Raw genomic sequence first — 20,750 nt, 5'->3', positions numbered from 1 at the left:
GTACGCACAGGAGTCGGCCCACACCGCCGGCGGCCGAAGCCGCTCCTGCCCTACGGCTGCCAGTCGTACCGGACGTCCGGCTCCCGCTCCTCGTTCCCGCTGCCGTCCGTGTGCTCGACGGCGACGAAGCCGTGCCGTTCGTAGAAGCGGTGGGCGGGCTTGTTGACCTGGAAGGTCCACAGGTGCAGGCCTTGCGGACTGCGCTCCTTGGCCAGCTCGACGAACCGGTCGCCGATGCCGCGCCCACGCCAGTCGGGGGCGATATAGAGCTGGGACAGGAGCTCGCCGTCCAGCACCATCACTCCCACGATCCCGTCCGCGTCCGCCACCCAGGTCTCCCGCAGCGGCACGACGACCTCCCGGAAGTAGTCCCGCACGTCCTCGTCGGACCGGGGCCGGACGACGGTCGGCAGCGCGGCGGCGAAGGAGCGGAGCCAGACGTCGGCTGCCGCCGCGGCGTCGGGGGCGGTCGCCCGCCGCAGGGTGATCGTGGAGTCGTATGAGGTCACCCGACGGGATCTTGCCAGGGCGCCGACCGTCACCGCACCGCATTTCCGCGCCGAGCGACTCGCGTCGCGCGACTAGGGAACGACGGCCGTCGCCGTGATCTCCACCAGCTGTCCCGAGTACCCGAGGCAGGCCACCCCGAGCAGCGTCGACGAGTGCGGGCCGGTGCTGAGGCCGGACGCCTCCACGACCTCCCAGACGGCGGAGAGCACCGACGTCTCACCGCTCGCGACGTACACGTCGGTGTGCAGGACGTGCCCCAAGTCGCTCCCGACCGCCCGCAGTTGCTCCTGGAGGTTCGCCATCACCTGCTCGGCCTGCCGCACCGGATCCCCCTCGCCGACGATCCTGCCCTCTGCGTCGAGCGGCACGGAACCGGCGAGAAACGCGAGCTTCGTGCCGGCCTCCACGACGGAGGCGTGGGAGTAGGTGGGCGGAGGGAACAGGGCGGGGACGGTGACGCGACGGATCACGAGGGCTCCCGTGGTGGGCGAAGGGCGGTCAACTTCGCGATCATCCAAGCCCTGTTCCAGAGCCGCATCCGATTTTCCCGGCGCGGGATCCTCCCCTCGCCGAGACGCCCGCGAGTGCCTTCGACCGGTCCGGCTCCGCTCTTCTCGCCGCCCGGGAGCGGAACTCATGGCTCTGCTCGGCCGCCTCGACCCGCTCCAGCCGGTACAGACGTACCGGGATCGAAGCCCGGACACGCGGATCGACGCTCAGCCGGTGAGGCGGCCCGAGCAGCCGGTGCACCAAGCCCCCGGCCGTCCATCCCCGCGTCCGCAGACCGGCGAGCGAGACATACCGCCGCCCGTCCTCCTCGTACTCCCCGCGATCCCTCACCATCGCTACCTCCCCCATGGCACGGCGCGGCCCCTTCGCGCCATCAGTAACTCTCCGTGACGACACATCTCATTGAAGCGCACCCCACCGACAATCGCCCGCGACGGATGCCGCCTGTGGATAACCACTCGACAGCACGGCCCGCGACTGTCAGCCTCCCGCTATGCGCGACAAACACCTGGGACGTTTCACGGCGGCGGACTTCTAGCACCCCACCGGAGACTCCGGTGGGCCGCGGAAGGTCTGCCATGTCACGCACCGTCCACCACGTCCCCAGCCGCCACCGCACCCTGCCCGCCCCTTGGCCACTCGGTCTGCCGGGCCCCTGGACGGGCCACGCCCTCACCGAACTCCGCTATCCCGAAGCGGAGTTGGCCCGCGCCGAGCGCGAGGGGCGCCGCCCCGTGCCGAGGCTCGCCAGGCGGAGCTTCACCTCGTACACGTACTCCCGCGCCGTGAACGAACGTCGGTACAGCCCCTACGAGCGCCGGGCCAGAGCCGCCCTCCAGGTCTTCCGCACCTCCGCCCGACGGCATCTGCGTGCGGCTCCCGCGGGTGCGCTGCCGCTGTGGGCCGAGGATCTGGACCACCCGCCGACCCGTCACCGGCATCGCGATCTGTGGGAGGCGTGACGGATGCGGCAGGTCACGTCCGTAGCGGACCGAACTCCCCTTCGCGCAGCTGCCGTTCGCACTCCTGCGCAAGGTCCGGGTAGGCCTCGGCGATGGCGGCGTAGACCCTGCGTCGCAGCAGCTCCTCCGCAGCCGCGCGGGCGGCGCGTCCACGCGGTCCGACGAGCAACTCGTCGAGCAGTTCCGCGTGGCGTGGCAGCTGGTGACGCAGATAGTCGACCTTCAACCGGGCGGGCGCTTCCGGTGCGGCGCTCCCGATCGTGGCGGGACCGGGAGCACGGTCCCGACGCCCGTGCACTCGTGGCCGGTGCGCTCTTTCCTCGTCCCGTCGACGGCGATGCGCGACGGCCGCCGCAGACAGCCGGTCGGGAGACAGCCGCGGGACGTCGACGGGCTCCGTGGCGATACGCGCCAGCACCTCCCGCCGCCTGCGCCGCGCGGCGGCCTTCGCCGCGACGGACCGACGGACGGATGCCGCCGCCACCGCCCTGAACTCCTCGCTCGCCTCCACCGCTTCGACCCGCTCGACGCGGTAGAGGCGGGTCTGCGGAGCCGTTCGCACATACGGGTTGGCGCGGAGCAGATCGGGTTCGCCGAGCAGCTGTCGCACCATCCTGGCGGTCCAGCCGCGGGCGCGCAGACCGGCCGCGGAGAGGTGGGTGTCGCGCGGTGGGCATGCCTTGTCGTGCGTCATCGTGAAATCCCCCGTCATTACACTGAGTGACGAGTTCATTGATAACGCGTGCCACTGACAATCGGGCGAGGCCCGCTTCAGCTCTGGGAGCCCTCCGGGCTCACCCGGCCGGCGGGAGCCGTGCTTTCCGGCGAGCGCGGCGCCGGAAGGTTGATCAGATCGCTGACGTCCGCCACCTCCCGCAGGTTCTCCGCCAGCGAGGCGAGGGTCACGCGCACCTCGGTGATCCGTGCGCGCAGCGCGTCCGCGTGGTCCCACTGCTGTTCCCAGGCCACCGGATCCACTCCTTCCGGGCGCCGGGACTCGTACGCCGTGAGGCGCGGATGCCACGACGAGAGCAAAGGCCGCAGCACGCGGTTGAGGACCGTGACGGCGAGGACGCCGAAGCTGACGTGCCCGGGCGCCACTGGAGGCGCGACCTCGGGGCCGTAGCGGCGCAGGATCTCGCGGGTGGTGTCGAAGAAGGTGTAGAGGGACGAGAGCGCCTCCCGCAGGAAGCCTCCCTCGGCGTCGAGCTCCTCGACCGACACGCGCGTGACGAGCTCCAGGTACAACTCCCAGGCCGCGCTGCGCTCCACGTCGGCCGGTTCCCATGTGCCGGTGATGTCGCCGACGAACGGGATCGCCAGCCTGGCCGTGATCTGCGTCGGACCGCTGGGCCGACGCCGCTTGCGCTGCCTGAATCCCATGATCACTCTCCCCGTACCCACAGTAGGGCAAGTCGCCGTGGGGGACGACGACTTCGGCCGTCGATGTGAGGGCGCGCAATTGCGTGGAGCCACGTCACCCGCCCGCCTACGCTGCAGCCCATGCCCACTCTCCCCGACCCGGTCCTCCCCGACCCCGTCTTCCTCGACGCCACCGCCGACCGTCTCGCCGCCCTCCCCACCGTCCACGCCGTGGCGCTCGGCGGCTCGCGAGCCCAGGGCACGCACCGGCCGGACAGCGACTGGGACCTCGCCGTCTACTACCGAGGCCCCTTCGACCCCGCCGACCTGCGCGCCCTCGGCTGGGAGGGCGAGGTGTCGGACGTCGGCGGCTGGGGTGGGGGCGTCTTCAACGGAGGCGCGTGGCTGACCATCGACGGGCGCCGGGTCGATGTGCACTACCGCGATCTCGACGTCGTGGAGCACGAGTTGGCGGAGGCGCAGGCGGGACGCTTCCGGGTGGAGCCGCTGATGTTCCATCTCGCGGGGATTCCCAGTTACCTGGTGGTGGCGGAGCTGGCCGTCAACCAGGTGCTGCGCGGCGAACTGCCGAAGCCCGCCGCGTATCCCGAGAAGCTGCGGGCCTCCGCCCCCGAACGCTGGCACGGCACCGCCCGGGCCACCCTCGCCTACGCCAAGTCCGCCCACGCCCCGTCCGGCCGCGTCACCGAACTCGCCGGTGCCATCGCCACGGCCGCCATGCAGGCGGCGCACGGGGTGCTGGCGGCGCGGGGGGAGTGGGTGACCAATGAGAAACGGTTGTTGGAGCGGGCGGGGTTGCGGGGAGTGGACGGTGTCATCGCCTCACTGTCCACGGGGGAGGACCCGGCCGCGCTGCACCGGGCGGCCGATCGCGCACAGGCGCTCTTCGAGCAGGCGGGTGGGCAACAGCGCGCGGATGCCTAGGCGCGGGTTTTTGCCTGCCTCCGCTTGTGAATAACCCTTCGAAATGGGGCCGTTGTCGCTGCTAGCGTCCCCGACGTGGCGAAACTCAATCAGATCATCGCAGTCGAGAAAGGCGTCAAGTCCAAGGCGCACCAGGACCTGACGGCAGCTCACCATGGGCTGCAGAAGCCCGCGTTGCTGGCCGGTATCTCGCGTACGTACCAGCCGAAGGACGAGGAGGGCGAGCAGTTGCCGCCCGAGTCGACCCGGGTGCAGGTGAAGGCCGAGGACGTGCTGCGGGACACCGCGGCGACGCTGACGCGGCTGTTCGATGTGACCGCCACCAAGGACTGGGCCAACTGCGACGCGCGGGCGGATGTGAAGGTGGACGGGCGGGTGCTCGTCGCCGATGTGCCGGTGTCGTATCTGCTGTTCCTGGAGAAGCAGCTCGTCGATCTCAACACGTTCGTGCGGAAGCTGCCCGTGCTCGACGCCTCCGAGGGGTGGGTGCAGGACCCGTCCACCGACTCCTGGAAGACCGAGCCGGTGCGGACCCTCCGTACGAAGAAGGTGCCCCGCAACCATGTGAAGGCCGAGGCGACCGAGAAGCATCCCGCTCAGGTCGAGGTCTATTACGAGGACATCCCGATCGGATACTGGACCACCGTGAAGTTCTCCGGTGCCCTTCCGGCGCGGCGCGTCAATGAACTCCTCGACCGGGTCGAGAAGTTGCAGCAGGCCGTGAAATTCGCCCGGGAAGAGGCGAACGGCGTGGATGTCGTCGACCAGCGCGTCGGGGACGCAGTGTTCGGTTACCTCTTCGGGTAATCTCAGAGAATCCCCGGTCCTTTGAGGCCGGGGTGCGCGAGGAGCGCAAGCTGAAACTGAAGCTTGTCGTGACTGCGCGGTTCCAGTGGAGGTTCGAGTCCTCCCCGCGGCATCATCACGCGCCGCGGTAGCCCAACTGGCAGAGGCAGACCGCGATCAATCTCAGACTCTTGCTCCAGATTCAGTATTCGCCGTCGATCGCCGGATCGACCGGGCCCAGACCCAGGGCGTCGAGATGCTGGTTCAAGTCCAGTCCGCACAGCTCGATGTGCGGTGGTCCAAAGGCAGGACGCGACGACATGACGACTGATCTGGGTTCTCAAGTGTGCCGGTGTGCCAAATGGACGGCATTCACAGGGCCCGGGGGCAGGCTACGCCCTCGGGCCCGCTCCCTTTCCGTCGCGCGCCCAGCGATCCGCCGCGAGTTGTGTTCATAAAGAACCCGCCTCTGCGGCCAACCGTCACATCCCCGAAATACGACGGCCCCATCCTCTCCAAAAACGCGATCTACCGTGGACACCGACAGCCCGGCCACCGTCGCCCGAAGGCAGCCCCGCCCTCGACCAGCCGACAGGAGCCCTGTGTCCCGCGCCACCCCGCGATCCCTTCCGCCCTGGCTCGACCACACCCTGCGCGCCCAGCGCGGCCCCGTCCCATGGAGTGCCGTCACGCGCGGCGCGCTGTCCGCCGGGCCGCTCCTCCTCGCCGCCGTGCTCGCCGGCCGTACCTCGCTCGGTGTCGTCGCGGCCATCGCCGCCATGCTCGCCGGCATCAACGACCGCCCCGGCAGCCGACGGACCTCCGTCAAGCGCCTCGGCATGCCGGCCCTGGCCGGAGCGGTCGGGCTGCTCGCCGGGACGTACGCCGGTGATCACCTCGGGGCCGTGACGCTCAGCCTGCTCCTCACCGGCGTCGGGCTCGTCGCGGGCGGGGTGAGCGCCATCGGGCCCGTCGCCTCCGGGGCCGGTACGCAGTTGCTCGTCGCGTGCGCCATCGGCGCCGGGATGCCGCTGCCGGACGAGGGGTGGCAGCGCGCCCTCGCCTACCTCGTGGGGGCCGGCTGGCTGCTTGGGCTGCGGCTCGCGCTGCCGACGCCCGGTTCCCTCGCCGGGGACTTCCGGTTCGACGGCGAGCGGGAGGCCGTGGCGGCGGTCTACGACGCCGTCGCGGAGCTGCTCGACGCCGTCGGCACCCCGCACGCCACCACCCGGCGCGTCGCGCTCACCGCCGCTCTCGACCACGCGCAGGACGCCTTCGCCGGACCGCGGCTGCGCCGCTACGCCAGCTCCTCCGCCGAGCGGCGGCTGCACGCGCAGTACACCGCCGCCCTCCCGCTCGCCGAGGCCGCGACCGCGCTCGCCTGGGCGGGAGAGGCCGGCTCCGGACGGGCGGCCGCGGGACCCCGACGGCTCGCCACCGCCGTACGGGAGAACACGCACACCGGGCCGCTGCCCGCGCCCACCCGTTCCGCACCCGCCCTGCGGGCCCTCGACGACGCCCTGCTGCGCGCCGCCGAGGCCTTCGACCAGGCCGAGGGGAGCGACCCGCACACCCGCCGACGTACCGGAAAGGACCTGCTGCGGGCCGTCTTCGGGGCCGGTGGGCGCGAGTACGGGCTGCGGGTCGCCCTCTGCTTCGGGGCCAGCGCGGCCGTCGCGCAGGCCCTGCACCACGCCCGCTGGTACGGGCAGCACGAGCACTGGTACTGGCTGCCCGCCACCGCGGTCTTCCTCGTCAAGCCCGACCTCGGACCGCTCGCGTCCAGGGTGCTGTGCAGGGCCGCGGGGACCGTGCTCGGCGCGCTCGTCTTCGCCGGGTTCGCCGCGGTGCTGCCCAGGCCGGAGGGGCTCATCGCGCTCGTCGCCCTAAGTGGGGCCCTCATCCCGGTCGCCACCCGGCACTTCGCCGCCCAGACCGCCGTCGTCACCGTCCTCGTCCTGGCCCTGGTCATGGTCGGCGGCGAACCGCAGGCCTCCGCGGGGCGGATCGGCGAGACCCTGCTGGCCTGCGCGATCGTCCTCCTTGTCGGCCACCTCCCGATGCCGGGACAGCGCGGCGGGACGGTGCGCGCCCGGCTCACGGCGGCGAGCCGCGCGGCCCAGGCGTACCTCGACCACGTGCTGCGCGAGGCCCACACCGACCTGCGAGGCGACTCCGACCCCCGCGCCGTGCGCTGGACCCTCCGCCGAGAGGCCTACCGCACGCTCGCCGAGGCCCGTACCGCCATCGCCCTCGCCGCCGCCGAACTCCCCGCCCTCGCCCGGCACTCGGAAGGCGCGGACCACATCGTCACCACCCTCGAACGCCTCGTCGACACGACCACCGCCTGCGCCGTCCACCTCGACGACTCGGGCCGCCTCACACCCCGCCACACCGAACGCCTCACCGAATTGCTGGGCGAACTGGCCGAGGACCGCGAACGGGTCGGGCTACGACTGCCTGAGCTGCCCCTGGCCGTATAACGCCGGGCAGGGCGACGCCCTCAAGGGGCACGGGGAACTGCGCGACCAGCCACGGCGGACCCGCACCCGCCAACGTCGAATCCGCCCCACAACGGCCATGCGCACCCGTGTCACCCCACCCGTGCCCACACCGGAGCGTGATCCGACCCCGCCACCCCCCGCCGCAACGACCCCGTCCCCGCCTCCGTCACCCGGCCGACCAGCCGACGACTCAGCAACAGGTGGTCGATCAACTCCCGCCGCCCGGAGTTGACCCGGGAATACCGCTGCTCGGCCGGGATCTTCGGAGCCACGTTCCACAGCCGTACCGCATCGCCCCCGTCGGGCCGGTCGAACGCGGGGGTGCCGAGCTCGGAGCCGGGCGGGCCGAGCAGGATCTGCGTGGTCGCCGCCTGGACCTCGTCGTTGAGGTCGCCCAGCACGACCACGTCCCGCTCGCGGCCGTCACCGTCCAGCAGTTCGTCGGCCAGCGCCCGCAGGGACGCCGCCTCCGCCGCCCGCCGGTACAGCGCGTACGCACCGAACCGGGCCCGCTCGCCCTCGTCGCGCGGCTGGAACCGGCCGCCCGGATACGACAGCAGCTTCGACTTGAGATGGCAGACCGCCGCCCGCAGCGGTCCGCCCTCCACGGCCGCCTCCACCGCCAGGAAGCCACGGCCCGCCTCCGCCACCTCGAGCCCCTTGTCGTCGCCCTGCACCGGGCGCAGCTTCACCGGGAACCGCTTCGTGTCGTGCAGCACCTCGAACGGCGTGCGACTGAGGAAGCCGACCCGGATGCCCCGGCTGTCCGCGTGCCGGGAGAGCGCGGTGTGCCAGTCGCCGCCCAGCATGCCGACCAGGTCCCGCAGCGCCTCCGGCTCCCCTACCTCCTGCACGCCCAGCAGCGTCGGATCCAGCTCCGTGATCACCTCGGCCAGAGCGGCCAGTTTCGTCTCGTACGCCGCCTTGTCCCTGGGGCCGAACGGGCCGCCGGGCCGGTACAGGTTCTCCAGGTTCCAGGTGCCGATGAGCATGCCGGACCCCCTTCCAGATGCCGTGGTGAGGCCAGGGTGCTCGTCCGGCCGACCTCACGACAGAGTCGGGACAGGATGCGCGGTTCGGCTCACGCGGCGCGAGGACCCCGTCGTACGTTGGCGTGATGACCGACTCTCCCGCCGACCTCGTCATCACCGGATGCACCGTTCTCGTGCACGACGATCAGGAGCGCGTCGGGTTCGAGGAGAACGCCACGATCGTCGTACGAGACGGAGTCATCGAGTCCGTCACGACGTCCCCCGAGAGCCCGCCCGCCGTCGAACACCTCGATGCCCGTGGGCAGGTCGCGCTCCCCGGACTCGTCAACTGCCACACCCACGCCCCGATGGTCGCCCTGCGCGGTGTCGCCGAGGACCTGCCCACGGAGGAGTGGTTCAACGACGTCGTCTGGCCGATCGAGTCCAACCTCACCGCGAGGGACGTCGAGTTGGGCGCGCGGCTCGCCTGCGCCGAGATGATCCGCGCCGGTGTCACCTGCTTCGCCGACCACTACTTCTCGATGGACACCGTCGCCTCCGTCGTCGAGGAGTGCGGGATGCGCGCCCATCTCGGCGAGGCCTACTTCTCCTCCCAGGGTCCCCAAGGGCGGGAGAAGTCACTGGAGTTCGCGCTACGGCACCGAGGCGGCGCCGGTGGCCGCATCACCACCGCCCTCGCCCCGCACGCCCCCTACACCGTCACCGACGACGACCTCGCCGCCACCGCAGACCTCGCCCGCGAGCACGGACTGCCCGTCCACCTCCACGCCTCCGAGAACCGCGACCAGGCGGAGACCAGCCTCGAACGCCACGGTGTCACCCCCGTCGAGGTCCTGGCACGCACCGGCATTCTCGACGCCGACGTCCTGATCGCCCACGGCACCGGCATCCTCGACCGCGACCTGCCCGTTCTCGCCGGTGCCTCAGGCCGTGTCGCCGTCGCCACCGCACCCCGCGGCTACCTCAAGTTCGCCTGGCCCACCACCACACCCGTACGCGCCCTGCGCGACCTCGGTATCCCCGTCGGACTCGCCACGGACGGAGCCGCCTCCAACAACTCCCTGGATGTATGGGAGTCGATGGCGCTCACCGCCCTCGTCCAGAAGTCCACGACCGGCGACCCGCGGTGGCTGACCTCCCGCCAGGCCCTGCACCACGCCACGCTCCAGAGCGCCCGCGCGGTCGGACTCGGCGACACCCTCGGCACCCTCGCCCCCGGCCGCCGCGCCGACATCGTCCTCGTCGACCTCACTGGACCGCACACCCAGCCCGTGCACGACCTCGCCGCCACCCTCGTGCACAGCGCCCGCTCCTCCGATGTCCGCACGACGATCGTCGACGGCCGCATCCTGATGCGCGACCGCGAACTGCTGACCCTCGATGTGACCGACGTCGTCCGGGAGTTGGGGGAGCGGATGCCCGCCCTCCTCGACCGCGGCCACGGAAAGCGCATCCAGGACTACGACACGTAAAAAACTTCCGGTACGGCGATGAGTTCCGCCTCCGCCTCCGGTCAGCACTGGGAACGGACCGTTGTACCAGGAGGAGCCATGTCGCTTCCGGAGGTCGTCTCGCGTGAGCAGTGGCGCGCGGCGCGCAGGGAATTGCTGGTCAAGGAGAAGGCGGCCACGCGCGCGCGTGACGCGCTCAACGCCGAGCGGCGCGGGCTGCCGATGGTGGAGATCGACACGGAGTACGTCTTCGAGGGCGGGGACGGGAAGGCCACGCTGCTCGACCTGTTCGAGGGCCGGGACCAGCTCGTCGTCTACCACTTCATGTTCGCGCCCGAATGGGACGCGGGCTGCCGCAGCTGTTCGGCGTTCCTGGACCAGATCGGGCATCTCGCGCATCTGAAGGCACGCGGGACGACCTTCGCGGCCGTGTCCCGGGCGCCGTACACCAGGATCCTGCCGTTCAAGGCGCGGATGGGATGGACCGTGCCCTGGTACTCGTCGTTCGGCGGCGACTTCAACCACGACTTCGAGGTGACCCTGGAACACGAGGGGGAGCCCTTCGAGCGGCCGGGCATCAGCTGCTTCCTGCGGGACCGCGACCGGGTCTTCCACACCTACTCGACGTACGAACGAGGTCTCGATGGACTCGGCTCCACCACCAGCCTCCTCGACCTGACCGCGCTGGGCCGGCAGGAGGAGTGGGAGGAGCCGAAGGGGCGCGCGTCGGCGCTGGGGGCGCCTGCGGGGAGCGAGCGCGTTCGCTATCACGATGAGTACGAGGAATGACACGAACGGTAAGGGAAGTGACCGTTCGGTAACCGAATTCTCACGCTGCGCGCTGAATCCGTGTCAGCTACGTCTCAGTACCGCAACTCACCGAGCCGTTCAGGCCCTCCAGAGCGTTAACTCCTGAAAGGAACGACGCTCTATCGGAGGTGCAGGATGGTGAACGGGCGGACCGTGCTCGAACGCTTTCCCGCAGGTGGGCCGCGAGGCTCGTGGCCGGCGGAGGAATTCGCGCACGCGCGACGACTTGAAGGACTGGCCGCCGAGGTCGTGATGGACCTCGCGACGGACGCGTTCCTGGTGATCGTGCGGGGCGCCGAGGCCGCCGTCGTGGCGTGAGCGTCAGCTCGCCTTCGGCGCGGTGAACTGGTCCGCCTGGAGCGAGTACAGCTCCGCGTAGACCCCGCCCGTGGCCAGCAGCTCCTCCGGTGTGCCGGACTCCACGAGCCGGCCCTGCTCCAGGACGTGCACCAGGTCCGCGTGGCGCACGGACGCCAGCCGGTGGGTGATCAGGACCACCGTCTGTCCCGTGCCCGCCAGGGCGCGGATCTTCTCGAAGACCTCCAGCTCGGCCCGGGCGTCCAGGGCCGCCGTCGGCTCGTCCACGATCAGGATGCGGCCGCGCCGGTACGCGGCCCGGGCGATACCGAGACGCTGCCACTGCCCGCCCGACAGCTCGTGCCCACCGCTGAAGTGGCGGGCCAGCAGTGTGTCCAGGCCGCGCGGCAGATCGGCCACCACGTCCTGGGCCCCGGCCTCGGCGACCGCGTCGGCCAGCCGCTCCTCCGTCAGGGGCGCGGCCGAGCGGCCCACCGCCACATTGACCCTGGCCGTGAACGGCCACCTCTTGAAGTCCTGCGCCACCATCGCGATCCGCTCGGCGAGCAGCCGCCGGTCCGCACCGGCCGCGTCCACGCCGTCCCACAGGATCCGGCCCCGGTCGGGTGTGTAGAGACCGGAGAGCAGCTTCACGAGGGTCGTCTTGCCGGAGCCGTTCTCGCCGACGAGCGCGACGATCCGGCCGAGGGGGAGAGCCAGGGTGATGTCGTCGAGGGCGGGCCGGGTGGACTCACCCGGATAGCTGAACGTGACGTTCTCGAAGCGGATCTCCCGGGGATCCTCGGGCAGCTCCCGCCCGCCGACCGGGATCGCCCGCTTCTCCGCCTCGACGTACAGCCGCTGCAGATCGCCCACGAACAGGGCCTCCTGGTGGAGCTGGTTCAGCTCCAGGACGAGACTGTCGAGGCTGGAGGAGCCGGAGCGGATCGCGATCACGGCCGTGCCCGCGACGGACAGTGCCATGGCGCCGGCGAGCAGCAGACCGCCGAGTGTCGCGTACGTCGCCACCGTCGCGATCCCGGTCCAGGACGCGGCGATGAGTCCCGTGCGGGCCGCGAGCCGGGCCAGGCGGGCCTGTTCCGCCTCCGCGACCTCCGACATCGCGCGGTAGTGGTGGAGCAGGAAGGGTCCGACGCCGTGCAGACGGATCTCCGGCGCGGACTCCGGTTCGGTGAGCAGCCCGCTGAGGAGGTGCCCGGCGCGGGCGTGCTGCACCCAGGTGTGGAAGGACTCGTACCGGCGGCGCGCGACGGTCAGGGCGCTCCAGGCGCTGGGCAGCGTCATGGTCACCAGCAGCGGGAGCAGGGCGGGGTGCAGGACGGTCAGGACACCGGCGGCCGCGATCAGGGAGATCGCCGCGTTCATGACCCGGGTGGCGTAGGCGATCATGCGGCGGGCGGAGGTGGCGCCGTACTGGGCGGTGTCCAGCAGCTTGTGGAAGGCGTGGTCCTCGATGGCGGCCAGCTCCACGGCCGCGGCCCGCTCCAGATACCGCTCGGTGGCCACGCGCTCGACCTTCGGTTCGAGGCGGCCCGTGGCGTACGTGGACGCGGCCCGCAGCAGCGCGGCGACCAGCATGACGCAGGCCATGGCGACGAGGGCGGGCACGGCACCGTGCAGCCGCTCCTCGATCGATCCGCCGCCCATCAGCCTGCCCAGCACGCTGTTCACGGCCAGCAGACTCACCGCCTGCGACAGACCCCGGCCCGCCTCGGCGCCGAGCACGATCCGCGCGGCCTTGCGGTCCGCCTGCCAGGCCAGCCGGAAACTGAGCGCGAGCAGCGCCGGCAGCTGGCGCACCATGGCCCGGAAGCTCAGCTGCAACCGGGCCTCGGAGTGACTGTTCCACCCCGTGTCGTACCGCAGGGGCCCACCGAAGAGCAGCCGCTCCGACTCGGACAGCTCGGGCTCCGTGACGTCCCGCTTCTTCCCCACCGTCGACCTCCCCCGCTCGTGGGCCACTATCGCGGGAGGGGGATGCCGGGGGCAGGGCGCAGACGGAGCTACGGAGACGCGCGGGCGTACGCCGCGGGGCGCAGGCCCCTTGGCGGGGCCTGCGCCCCGAACACCTAACTCGGGGCCCCGCCGGAGGCGTACGACGATCCCGGTCCCGCCTGGCCTAGGAGACTCCCGCGGTCTGCGCCCCGTGGCGGGGCTCCCGGAGGCGTACGGCGGCCTGTCTCGGAGGCTGCGGCCCGCTGCGCGATGGTCCTGCCTCGCGGCGGCCCTGCCGAAGGCGTACGGCGATCCCCGGCTGACCTGTCTCGGATGACTCCCGCATTCCGTGCCCACTGCGCGGCCGTCCTGCCTCGCGGCCGGCCCGACGGGGGCCTGCGGTGGTCCCCGGGCCGGCCTGTCTCGGAGACTTCCGCGGTCTGCGGCCCGCTGCGCGGTCGTCCTGCCTCACGGCCTACCCGGAGGCTGCGGCGATCCCCGGCCGGCCTGTCTCGTGGACTCCCGTCAGGCGGCGCCCTGCTGCGCGATCGCGCTGCCTCACGGCCGACCCGCCGGAGGTCTGAAGCGGTGCCCGGCTGGCCTGTCTCGGAAACTCCCGCAGTCCGTGCCCCGCTGCGCGGTCGTCCTGCCTCGGGGCCCGGCCCGCCGCCGGCGCTTGGCGATCCCCGGCCGGCCTGCCTCGGATGTCTCCCGTCAGCCGCGCCCTGCTGCGCGATCGCGCTGCCTCACGGCCGGCCCGCCAGACGCCTGCGGTGATTCCCGGTTTTGCCTGCCTCGCGGGAGACGGCCTCTCAGCCCTCCGGTCGACCGTCGGAGACCTACGCGCTGATCGGGCGTGACCAGGTCGGTGTGGTTCCCGTGACCCGGCACAGTGCCAGATAGAGCGGGATCGGCGGCGTGTAGGGAAGCTTGCCGTCGGGGCGGTGGATGAGGTCGGGGGCCACCGGCGCGTCCGGAACGATCGCGCCGGTGGCGTACTGGGCCGGAGCGGGCCACTCCAGGGCGTAGTCGGAGTCCGACGGGACGAGCCACCACCAGTGCGTGTCATCGGCGTAGACGCACCCCGCACGGGGCAGCCGGGGCATGAGCAGCGGACCGAAGCGGGCGGGTATCGCCACCGCGTCGCAGCCCAGGGGGGTGGTCATCCCGTCGGGGACCGGGAGGCGGCGGGGTGCGGCCGGGGTGTGCAGGCCGCGTCGGAGGCGGACCAGCGTGTCCAGGGTCAGTACCTTGCCGCCGGTCGCGGGCCTCACAGCCATGGACCCCCCGTCCCGTGATGCCGCGCCGTTCCGTCGTGTCGCGCGTCCGCGTCGTCGTGCTCGCCGCCCGAGCCGTCGGCGGGTCCGGGCTTGGGGCGCGCTCCCCAGCCCAGGTCGTTGCAGGGGCCGCAGTCGTGGCGCGGGGCGTCGGCCTTGCGCGGGAGCTCCGCCCAGACCAGCAGACCGGGGCCGTGTTCATGGGCTCCCCAGGCGTGACAGAGGGCGTCGACGAGAAGGAGTCCCCTCCCGTGCTCCTCCTCGCCCCGCTGCGCCACGGACGGATGAACCTCACCCGGCGCGCAGCCTTCGTCACGCACGGCTATTCGCACCAGCTCGTCGCCGTCGTGGAGCTCGCACACTATGTGGCTGCTCGCCGTGTGCACGATCGCGTTGGTGACCAGCTCGGTGACCACCAGGGCCGCCGAATCGCAGATGTCCTCGCAGACCGACCAGCCGTTCAGCCGGGCCCGCGTCAGCCGTCTGGCCTGGGCGGGAGAACCCGGATGGGCGGCCAGCTCAAACCGGAACCGGCGCTCGGCAGCAGACCCACCAGGGGTTGCTCCCGGAGCAGCGCCGAGGCTGTGGGGGCCTGCGGCGGCGTCTGTTCCTAAGGGCGCGGACGGAATCACGCTTGCCACTATCGCCCCGCCGTGAACACTTGGCAAGTGTCACTCTGAAAATTGCAGAGTGCTGTGTGACGGTCTGGAAGGCCGTGGCACACTGCTCGCAACAGCATGTCGAGCGGCGCCAGTTGAGATCACCGGAGATCCGACCAGGTCTTCGAATAGATCTTCGAATGGCGCCGTCCGGCTGCCAGGATTCTTTTGCGTAGGTTTTTACGGGTCTTCGGACCTTCAGGGACGTCCGGGAGGTGGAGGGTGAGCGAGCCGCGGTCCGCGCCGACGGTCGGCCAGGTCGTCCTCGGCCGACGCCTGCTGGACCTGCGCGAACGCGCCGGTCTCAAGCGTGAGGAGGCCGCCCGCGTCCTGCGCGTCGCCCCCGCCACGGTCCGCCGGATGGAGATGGCCGAGGTCGGCCTCAAGATCCCGTACCTCCAGCTGCTCCTGAAGTCCTACGGCGTCTCCGAGGAGGAGGCCGACGCCTTCGTGGAGCTGGCCGAGGAGGCCAACAAACCCGGTTGGTGGCAGCGGTTCCACGACATCCTGCCCGGCTGGTTCTCGATGTACGTCAGCCTCGAGGGCGCCGCCGGCCTCATCCGGTCCTACGACCCGCACTTTCTGCCCGGACTGCTGCAGACCGAGGACTACGCCCGTGGTGTCCTGAAGTCGGGCGCCATCGGCCAGACCAGCCCGGACGACATCGAACGGCATGTCGCACTGCGAGTACAACGCCAGGAACTGCTCACCCGTCCCGACGCACCGCGGTTCTGGGCCGTGGTGGACGAGACCGCGCTGCGCCGCCCTGTCGGCGGCCCGGAGGTGATGCGTGCCCAGATCGACAAACTGCTCGAGGCCACGAAGCTGCCCAACGTGACCCTGCAGGTCGCGCCGTTCGCCAACGGGCCGCACCCCGGCACGTACGGGCCCTTCGTGCTGTTCCGATTCGCCGTGCCGGAGCTTCCGGACATGGTCTACAGCGAGTACCTGACCGGCGCCGTCTATCTCGACGCGCGTCCCGAGGTGGCGACCCATCTCGAGGTCATGGACCGCATGGCGGCGCAGGCCGCTACGGCACATCGCACGAAGGAGATCCTCCGGGATCTCCGCAAGGAGCTGTGAATGGATCGCATCAAGCCGCGCATACCGGTTTACAACGGCATGCCCGCGCGGGAGTTGGGCAGCGAGGGCTGGCACAAGCCCTGGAGCGGCGGCAACGGCGGCAACTGCCTGGAGGCGATGAAGCTGGCCGACGGGCGGATCGCCGTCCGTCAGTCGACGGACCCGGACGGCCCGGCGCTGATCTACACCAGCGACGAGATGACGGCCTTCATCGAGGGCGCCAAGGCGGGGGAGGCGGACTTCCTGCTGTCGTGAGGTGTTGCTGTGAAGTAGGCCTGTTTAAGCAATGGTTGAGCTCGACACCGGCACATGGGAACCAGGACGCGATGCGCTGGGGCGCGTCCACCGGGCGGCTGACCGCCACCACCGGCAGCGGCGGCTGTGCCGCCTCTTTTCGGCTGAGGTTCAGCCCGTAATGGATCTGCTCGATCGACGGCGGTCCGACCGCGAGATGGCGCCGGACCGCCGCGGCCGACGACTCCTCGCCGGGCCGGTCGAGCGGGACGGTGGCCGGGGCAGGGGGCGTCGACCAGGCCCAGCGCCACGTCGCTCCGAGGTTTGTCCCCGTCGCGTGCGCCTTCTCCGTGACGTTCGTCGAGCGTCGTCATCCGTACGGAGAGAAATTGTGAGCACCGGAGGAGAGCGCCCGGTGCGCGCTCCTTCGCAGGCAGTACGCCGCACCTCCTCCAGCGGAACGAGGGAGGGGCCGGCGGGCCGTGGCGCCCGCCGTCGCCGTCCGCGGCTCGGCCCGGCTACACCGTCATCGGCCGGTCGTACGGCCCGATCGGCGCCGGCAGCCGCGACGTGCCCGTCAGATGGCGGTCGACCGCCGCCGCCACCGCCCGCCCCTCAGCGATCGCCCACACGATGAGCGACTGCCCCCGGGCGGCGTCTCCCGCGGCGAACACTCCGGGAGCACTCGTCGCGAAGTCGGCGTCCCGGGTGATCGTGCCGCGCGGCTCCATCGCCAGCCCCAGCTGATCGACGAGCCCGTCCTCCCGGTCCGGCCCGGAGAAGCCGAGGGCGAGCAGGACGAGGTCGGCGGGGAGCGTCCGCCCGGTGCCCGCCACCGGCCGCCGCTCGGCGTCGACCTCGACCAGATGCAGCGACCGCACCTGCCCGTCCGCGTCGCCGGTGAAGCGGAGCGTGGACGCCGCGAACAGCCGTGCGTCCGCGTGGGCCGCCGGCGCGGTCCTGAGATCGCCGGCCTCCTCGTGGGCGGCCGACAGCCGGTAGATCTTCGGATACGTCGGCCAGGGCTCGGCGTCCTCGTCGCGCTCGGCGCCCGGCTGGGCGTAGATGTCCAACTGGCTGACGGACGCGGCCCCTTCACGCACCGCCGTCCCCAGGCAGTCGGCCCCCGTGTCACCACCGCCGACGATGACGACATGCTTCCCGGCGGCGGAGATCGGGGAGCGCTCCAAGTCCCCCTCGCACACCCGGTTGGCCAGCGGCAGGTACTCCATCGCCTGATGGATGCCCGCCAACTCCCGCCCGGGTACGGACAGTTCACGCCACGCCGTGGCCCCGGTCGCGATCACCACCGCGTCGTACCGGGACCGCAGCTCCGCCGCCCCGATGTCCCGCCCGATCGCCGTCGACGTACGGAACTTCGTGCCCTCGGCCCGCATCTGCTCGATCCGCCGCTCAAGATGGTGCTTCTCCATCTTGAACGCGGGGATGCCGTACCGCATCAGCCCGCCGAGACGGTCGTCCTTCTCGAACACCGCGACCGTGTGCCCCGCCCGGGTCAGCTGCTGTGCCGCCGCGAGTCCGGTCGGCCCCGACCCGATCACCGCGACCGTGCGCCCGGAGAGCCGGTCCGGCGGTCGCGGTGGTGCGAACCCCAGCTCCCAGGCCTGGTCGGCGATCGCGACCTCGACGTTCTTGATGGTGACCGCGGGCTGGTTGATGGCGAGCACACACCCTGCCTCGCAGGGCGCCGGGCACAACCGGCCGGTGAACTCGGGGAAGTTGTTCGTGGCGTGCAGCCGGTCGGCGGCCTGCCGCCAGTCGTCCCGGCTGACCAGGTCGTTCCACTCGGGGATCAGATTGCCCAGCGGACACGCGTCGTGGCAGAAGGGGATGCCGCAGTCCATGCAGCGGTCCGCCTGCTTGTTGATGATGGGAAGCAACGCCCCGGGGACGTACACCTCGTCCCAGTCCCCGACCCGTTCCTCGACGGGCCGGCGGGGCCACTCCTGGCGGGGGGTGGTCATGAATCCCTTGGGATCGGCCATGGCCGTGTTCCTTGCGTGGGCATCGACGGGCCGTGCGTCATCGGCGGCACCCTTTCGGCCACGATACGTCCCGTCGGCCACTCGCGCAGGGGGGGGAGGCCAGGGTGAGGGGACAGCGCTTTCGAGCGGTCCCGCGGGGCTTTCCCCGTGCCCGCGCCGCTACGTGAGGGCCAACACGTACGCCAGTGCCGCGGCGCCCGCGGCGGCCATGCGGACGTGGTTCCAGACCGTCCACTCGCGCACGTACTCCGGCCAGTACGCGGCCGCTTCGGCCGTCCCCGCGTCCAGCTTCATCAACGTGTCGTTGCGCGGCACGTTCGCGACCATCGTCACCCCGAACGAGCCGAACAGATACAGCGCGCTGCCCAGCAGCAGCTCCACCGTCCCCTCCTCCGGCCACAGCACGAACGTCACCACCGCGATCACCGCGCACAGCACCGCCGACCCGGCGAACACGAGCATGAACGGGGGCCGCAGCGCGGTCACGTTGATCGCCTTCATCGCGGCGACGCCCTGCGCCGGCGGCAGCTCGGCGAGCCCCTTCATCACGAAGGTCGAGAAGGCGCAGAAGACCCCGGCCACCAGACCGGTGCCGAGCACACCCAGCACCGTCAGTGCGAAGTACGGTCCCTCGATCATGTCGTCAACTCCCGCATCGAGCCGAGATCCTGCCCGGCGCCAACCGTCACCACAAGTGAATTCCCCTACGGGAAGGGTCACCATGGCTGAAGACCGCGGGGGCATGTGCGAGCGTCCAAAGACCTCCAAAGGCGTCCAAAGAGGAGAGCCTTCCCCCGTCGCCGTCCTCCGAATCGCCGGTCCCCTCCCGGGCACGGCGGCACGGCGGCACAGTCCGGCGGTGCCGTACGACCGCGGTCTCGCCCTCAACCGGCCTCGGCCTCCGTCGCCCGCCATCCGCCCAGCACCCTCTCCACGGCCGCCGCGATCCGCCTGCGCGCCTCGTGCCGCGGCACTCCGCTCATCAGTAACTGGTCGTAGGGCGTGTCCAGATGCCGTACGGACGCCACGACCGCCGAGAACACCGCCCCCTCCGACAACGCCCGTCCCGCCGCACTCCGCCCCACCCGCCCGCTGCCCCGCACCGAGGCGTGCGCCGCGATCCCCTGCGCCCGCTCCGCCGGGCAGCCGGGAAACAGCCGCCGTATCTCCGCCGCGAAGGTGTCCGTGAACCGCACGTCCTCCGCCGCCCGTCGCCGCGCGTCCCGCGACCGGCGCCGCCGCCGCGCCTCGGCGTCCGCGAGGCACCGCATCTCCGCCCGGGTGAGCGCCTCCTCCTCCACGAGCACGCCCTGCCGCTCGTATCTCGCCTTGCGCCGGTTGAACCGGACGACCACCGCCGACAGCGCGCTCTCCTCCCGCGCCCTGCGCGTCAACGCGGTGTCGCCGCGCGGCAGGAACACCAGATGCCCGAGATCGGCGCAGTCCAGACACCGCGGCGCCCCCTCCTCCAGCACCAGCAGCGACAACGGACCGCCCCGGCACTCGGCGCACTGCTTCCGTCTGAGCGGCTGGACGACGAGCAGCCCGGTGCGGCGCGGGGGAGTCGCGAGGCGAGACATACCGGGTTCATTCCCGCGAGCGGGCCGTGAACCACGGCCTTGTCCTCCTCGGCCTCCTACGCGCCGTCCTGCTCGGCGTCGAGCACCGACACCCGCGTCCGATGGGCCGTGGGCCGCTCGATCTCGTCGACCACCGCCACCGCGAGGTCCGCGTACGACAGGACACGCGTCCCCACGGGCGTCCGCTCCCCGCCGAGCACATAGCGCCCGGTGCGCGGAGCGCTCTCCTCCAGTCCTCCTCCCGGTGTGAGCATCACCCAGTCGACCAGGCCGCCGTCCCCCTGCGCCCGCAGCCGGTTCAGCCCCGCCGTGTGCGCCAGCGCGAACGGCCGGATCTCCGGCGGGAACACCGCGGGGTCGTCCATCACCGGCCGCCCGTCCGCCCCGAGCAGATCCGCGAACAGCCCCACGGCGACCAGCCTCCGTACCCCCGCCGCGGTGAGCCCGCCGAGCAGCGCGTCCGCCGCCTTCACGAAGAAGTCCGGGTCGAGCGCGTCGAAGCCCTGCTCCGGCCCGCTGAACGGCGACACCGCGTGCACGGCGGCCAGGTGCCCGCCCGCCACGGAACCGACCGAACCGGGATCCGTCACATCGCCCCGGACCACGGTGACACCGTCCGCCCCGAGTTCCGGGTACCGCGCCGGATCCCGCACCACGGCCGTCACCTCCAACCCACGCCGCCGGGCTTCGGCCGTGACGGCCCGCCCCGCCCGTCCGCCCGCTCCGAAGACGACGATCCCACTCATGCCCAACCTCCTTGCCACGCACCGCGGTTCGGTGCCTGACCTGGACGCTAGAGGCGCAGGGGCCGGTTACTTCAACGGTA

21 protein-coding genes are annotated in these 20,750 nt (G+C 71.7%); 9 read left to right on the top strand and 12 right to left on the bottom strand.

Annotated elements, in window-relative coordinates; all coding sequences use genetic code 11:
- Positions 1-50 precede the first annotated feature (50 nt).
- Positions 51-509, bottom strand: coding sequence for a GNAT family N-acetyltransferase (locus OG381_RS14200; protein ID WP_327716471.1), 459 nt, complete (start codon positions 507-509; stop codon positions 51-53).
- Between the two features lie 72 nt (positions 510-581).
- The gene (locus OG381_RS14195; RefSeq protein WP_327716470.1) at positions 582-980 is read right to left on the bottom strand and encodes a RidA family protein; all 399 of its coding nucleotides are present in this window, start codon (positions 978-980) and stop codon (positions 582-584) included.
- Positions 981-1,598: 618 nt separating this feature from the next.
- Here OG381_RS14195 and OG381_RS14190 point away from each other — a divergent pair.
- On the top strand, positions 1,599-1,982 hold the full coding sequence (locus tag OG381_RS14190) for a hypothetical protein (RefSeq protein ID WP_327716469.1): 384 nt from the start codon (positions 1,599-1,601) through the stop codon (positions 1,980-1,982).
- 13 nt (positions 1,983-1,995) lie between these two features.
- Here OG381_RS14190 and OG381_RS14185 read toward each other — a convergent pair whose 3' ends face one another.
- The gene (locus OG381_RS14185; RefSeq protein ID WP_327716468.1) at positions 1,996-2,676 is read right to left on the bottom strand and encodes a hypothetical protein; all 681 of its coding nucleotides are present in this window, start codon (positions 2,674-2,676) and stop codon (positions 1,996-1,998) included.
- A gap of 77 nt (positions 2,677-2,753) precedes the next feature.
- A complete protein-coding gene (locus tag OG381_RS14180; protein ID WP_327716467.1) occupies positions 2,754-3,365 on the bottom strand; it encodes a hypothetical protein in 612 nt (203 codons plus the stop codon).
- Between the two features lie 120 nt (positions 3,366-3,485).
- Between OG381_RS14180 and OG381_RS14175 the strand changes: the two genes are divergently transcribed.
- The 3 genes from OG381_RS14175 to OG381_RS14165 all read left to right on the top strand — a co-directional run bounded on the left by OG381_RS14175 (position 3,486) and on the right by OG381_RS14165 (position 7,558).
- Positions 3,486-4,289 carry a nucleotidyltransferase domain-containing protein gene (locus OG381_RS14175; protein ID WP_327716466.1) on the top strand — a complete coding sequence of 268 codons (804 nt, stop codon included), beginning with the start codon at positions 3,486-3,488 and terminating at the stop codon, positions 4,287-4,289.
- A gap of 75 nt (positions 4,290-4,364) precedes the next feature.
- Positions 4,365-5,096 (top strand): DUF7873 family protein, encoded by a 732-nt coding sequence (locus OG381_RS14170; RefSeq protein ID WP_327716465.1) that lies wholly within the window; start codon positions 4,365-4,367, stop codon positions 5,094-5,096.
- 581 nt (positions 5,097-5,677) lie between these two features.
- Positions 5,678-7,558, top strand: coding sequence for an FUSC family protein (locus OG381_RS14165; protein ID WP_327716464.1), 1,881 nt, complete (start codon positions 5,678-5,680; stop codon positions 7,556-7,558).
- Between the two features lie 110 nt (positions 7,559-7,668).
- Here the strand turns inward: OG381_RS14165 and OG381_RS14160 are convergent, their stop codons facing one another.
- Positions 7,669-8,571 carry an endonuclease/exonuclease/phosphatase family protein gene (locus tag OG381_RS14160; RefSeq protein WP_327716463.1) on the bottom strand — a complete coding sequence of 301 codons (903 nt, stop codon included), beginning with the start codon at positions 8,569-8,571 and terminating at the stop codon, positions 7,669-7,671.
- A gap of 125 nt (positions 8,572-8,696) precedes the next feature.
- Between OG381_RS14160 and OG381_RS14155 the strand changes: the two genes are divergently transcribed.
- The 3 genes from OG381_RS14155 to OG381_RS14145 all read left to right on the top strand — a co-directional run bounded on the left by OG381_RS14155 (position 8,697) and on the right by OG381_RS14145 (position 11,150).
- Positions 8,697-10,043, top strand: coding sequence for an amidohydrolase (locus OG381_RS14155; RefSeq protein WP_327716462.1), 1,347 nt, complete (start codon positions 8,697-8,699; stop codon positions 10,041-10,043).
- Positions 10,044-10,121: 78 nt separating this feature from the next.
- On the top strand, positions 10,122-10,811 hold the full coding sequence (locus OG381_RS14150) for a DUF899 domain-containing protein (RefSeq protein WP_327716461.1): 690 nt from the start codon (positions 10,122-10,124) through the stop codon (positions 10,809-10,811).
- 156 nt (positions 10,812-10,967) lie between these two features.
- The gene (locus OG381_RS14145) at positions 10,968-11,150 is read left to right on the top strand and encodes a hypothetical protein (RefSeq protein WP_327716460.1); all 183 of its coding nucleotides are present in this window, start codon (positions 10,968-10,970) and stop codon (positions 11,148-11,150) included.
- Positions 11,151-11,153: 3 nt separating this feature from the next.
- Here OG381_RS14145 and OG381_RS14140 read toward each other — a convergent pair whose 3' ends face one another.
- The 3 genes from OG381_RS14140 to OG381_RS14130 form a co-directional block, all read right to left on the bottom strand.
- Complete coding sequence (locus tag OG381_RS14140) at positions 11,154-13,085, bottom strand: ABC transporter ATP-binding protein (protein ID WP_327716459.1); 1,932 nt, start codon at positions 13,083-13,085, stop codon at positions 11,154-11,156.
- 839 nt (positions 13,086-13,924) lie between these two features.
- Entirely contained in the window at positions 13,925-14,365 is a 441-nt protein-coding gene (locus tag OG381_RS14135; RefSeq protein ID WP_327716458.1) for a hypothetical protein, read from the bottom strand.
- Positions 14,356-15,003, bottom strand: coding sequence for an ATP-binding protein (locus OG381_RS14130; RefSeq protein ID WP_327716457.1), 648 nt, complete (start codon positions 15,001-15,003; stop codon positions 14,356-14,358). The genes OG381_RS14135 and OG381_RS14130 overlap by 10 nt, the downstream gene beginning before the upstream one ends.
- A 240-nt stretch (positions 15,004-15,243) precedes the next feature.
- On the opposite strand from OG381_RS14130, the gene OG381_RS14125 reads away from it, so the two are divergent.
- The gene (locus OG381_RS14125) at positions 15,244-16,104 is read left to right on the top strand and encodes a helix-turn-helix domain-containing protein (RefSeq protein ID WP_327716456.1); all 861 of its coding nucleotides are present in this window, start codon (positions 15,244-15,246) and stop codon (positions 16,102-16,104) included.
- Entirely contained in the window at positions 16,105-16,359 is a 255-nt protein-coding gene (locus OG381_RS14120) for a DUF397 domain-containing protein (RefSeq protein ID WP_266828603.1), read from the top strand. It begins immediately after the preceding gene.
- Positions 16,360-16,856: 497 nt separating this feature from the next.
- On the opposite strand, the gene OG381_RS14115 is transcribed toward OG381_RS14120, so the two are convergent.
- From OG381_RS14115 to OG381_RS14100, 4 genes are all read right to left on the bottom strand, one after another.
- A complete protein-coding gene (locus OG381_RS14115) occupies positions 16,857-18,344 on the bottom strand; it encodes a glutamate synthase subunit beta (RefSeq protein WP_327716455.1) in 1,488 nt (495 codons plus the stop codon).
- 159 nt (positions 18,345-18,503) lie between these two features.
- Positions 18,504-18,983: an anthrone oxygenase family protein gene (locus OG381_RS14110; protein ID WP_327716454.1), complete on the bottom strand. Its 480-nt coding sequence runs from the start codon at positions 18,981-18,983 to the stop codon at positions 18,504-18,506.
- A 245-nt stretch (positions 18,984-19,228) separates the two neighbouring features.
- Entirely contained in the window at positions 19,229-19,924 is a 696-nt protein-coding gene (locus tag OG381_RS14105) for a DUF2293 domain-containing protein (RefSeq protein ID WP_327716453.1), read from the bottom strand.
- Positions 19,925-19,980: 56 nt separating this feature from the next.
- Positions 19,981-20,670, bottom strand: a complete 690-nt coding sequence (locus OG381_RS14100; protein WP_327716452.1) for an NAD(P)-dependent oxidoreductase — start codon at positions 20,668-20,670, stop codon at positions 19,981-19,983.
- Positions 20,671-20,750 lie beyond the last annotated feature (80 nt).

The sequence above is a fragment of the Streptomyces sp. NBC_00490 genome (genome assembly GCF_036013645.1).
Taxonomy (GTDB): Bacteria; Actinomycetota; Actinomycetes; order Streptomycetales; family Streptomycetaceae; genus Streptomyces; species Streptomyces canus_F.
This window is presented reverse-complemented; position numbering and strand designations above follow the sequence as displayed.

Excerpts from the sequence above, each read along its gene's own strand:
- OG381_RS14105 (WP_327716453.1), bottom strand. The coding sequence starts at position 19,924 with ATGTCTCGCCTCGCGACTCCCCCGCGCCGCACCGGGCTGCTCGTCGTC.
- OG381_RS14100 (WP_327716452.1), bottom strand. The coding sequence starts at position 20,670 with ATGAGTGGGATCGTCGTCTTCGGAGCGGGCGGACGGGCGGGGCGGGCC.
- OG381_RS14110 (WP_327716454.1), bottom strand. The coding sequence starts at position 18,983 with ATGATCGAGGGACCGTACTTCGCACTGACGGTGCTGGGTGTGCTCGGC.
- OG381_RS14150 (WP_327716461.1), top strand. The coding sequence starts at position 10,122 with ATGTCGCTTCCGGAGGTCGTCTCGCGTGAGCAGTGGCGCGCGGCGCGC.
- OG381_RS14160 (WP_327716463.1), bottom strand. The coding sequence starts at position 8,571 with ATGCTCATCGGCACCTGGAACCTGGAGAACCTGTACCGGCCCGGCGGC.
- OG381_RS14175 (WP_327716466.1), top strand. The coding sequence starts at position 3,486 with ATGCCCACTCTCCCCGACCCGGTCCTCCCCGACCCCGTCTTCCTCGAC.
- OG381_RS14180 (WP_327716467.1), bottom strand. The coding sequence starts at position 3,365 with ATGGGATTCAGGCAGCGCAAGCGGCGTCGGCCCAGCGGTCCGACGCAG.
- OG381_RS14145 (WP_327716460.1), top strand. The coding sequence starts at position 10,968 with ATGGTGAACGGGCGGACCGTGCTCGAACGCTTTCCCGCAGGTGGGCCG.
- OG381_RS14185 (WP_327716468.1), bottom strand. The coding sequence starts at position 2,676 with ATGACGCACGACAAGGCATGCCCACCGCGCGACACCCACCTCTCCGCG.
- OG381_RS14135 (WP_327716458.1), bottom strand. The coding sequence starts at position 14,365 with ATGGCTGTGAGGCCCGCGACCGGCGGCAAGGTACTGACCCTGGACACG.
- OG381_RS14190 (WP_327716469.1), top strand. The coding sequence starts at position 1,599 with ATGTCACGCACCGTCCACCACGTCCCCAGCCGCCACCGCACCCTGCCC.
- OG381_RS14115 (WP_327716455.1), bottom strand. The coding sequence starts at position 18,344 with ATGGCCGATCCCAAGGGATTCATGACCACCCCCCGCCAGGAGTGGCCC.
- OG381_RS14120 (WP_266828603.1), top strand. The coding sequence starts at position 16,105 with ATGGATCGCATCAAGCCGCGCATACCGGTTTACAACGGCATGCCCGCG.
- OG381_RS14155 (WP_327716462.1), top strand. The coding sequence starts at position 8,697 with ATGACCGACTCTCCCGCCGACCTCGTCATCACCGGATGCACCGTTCTC.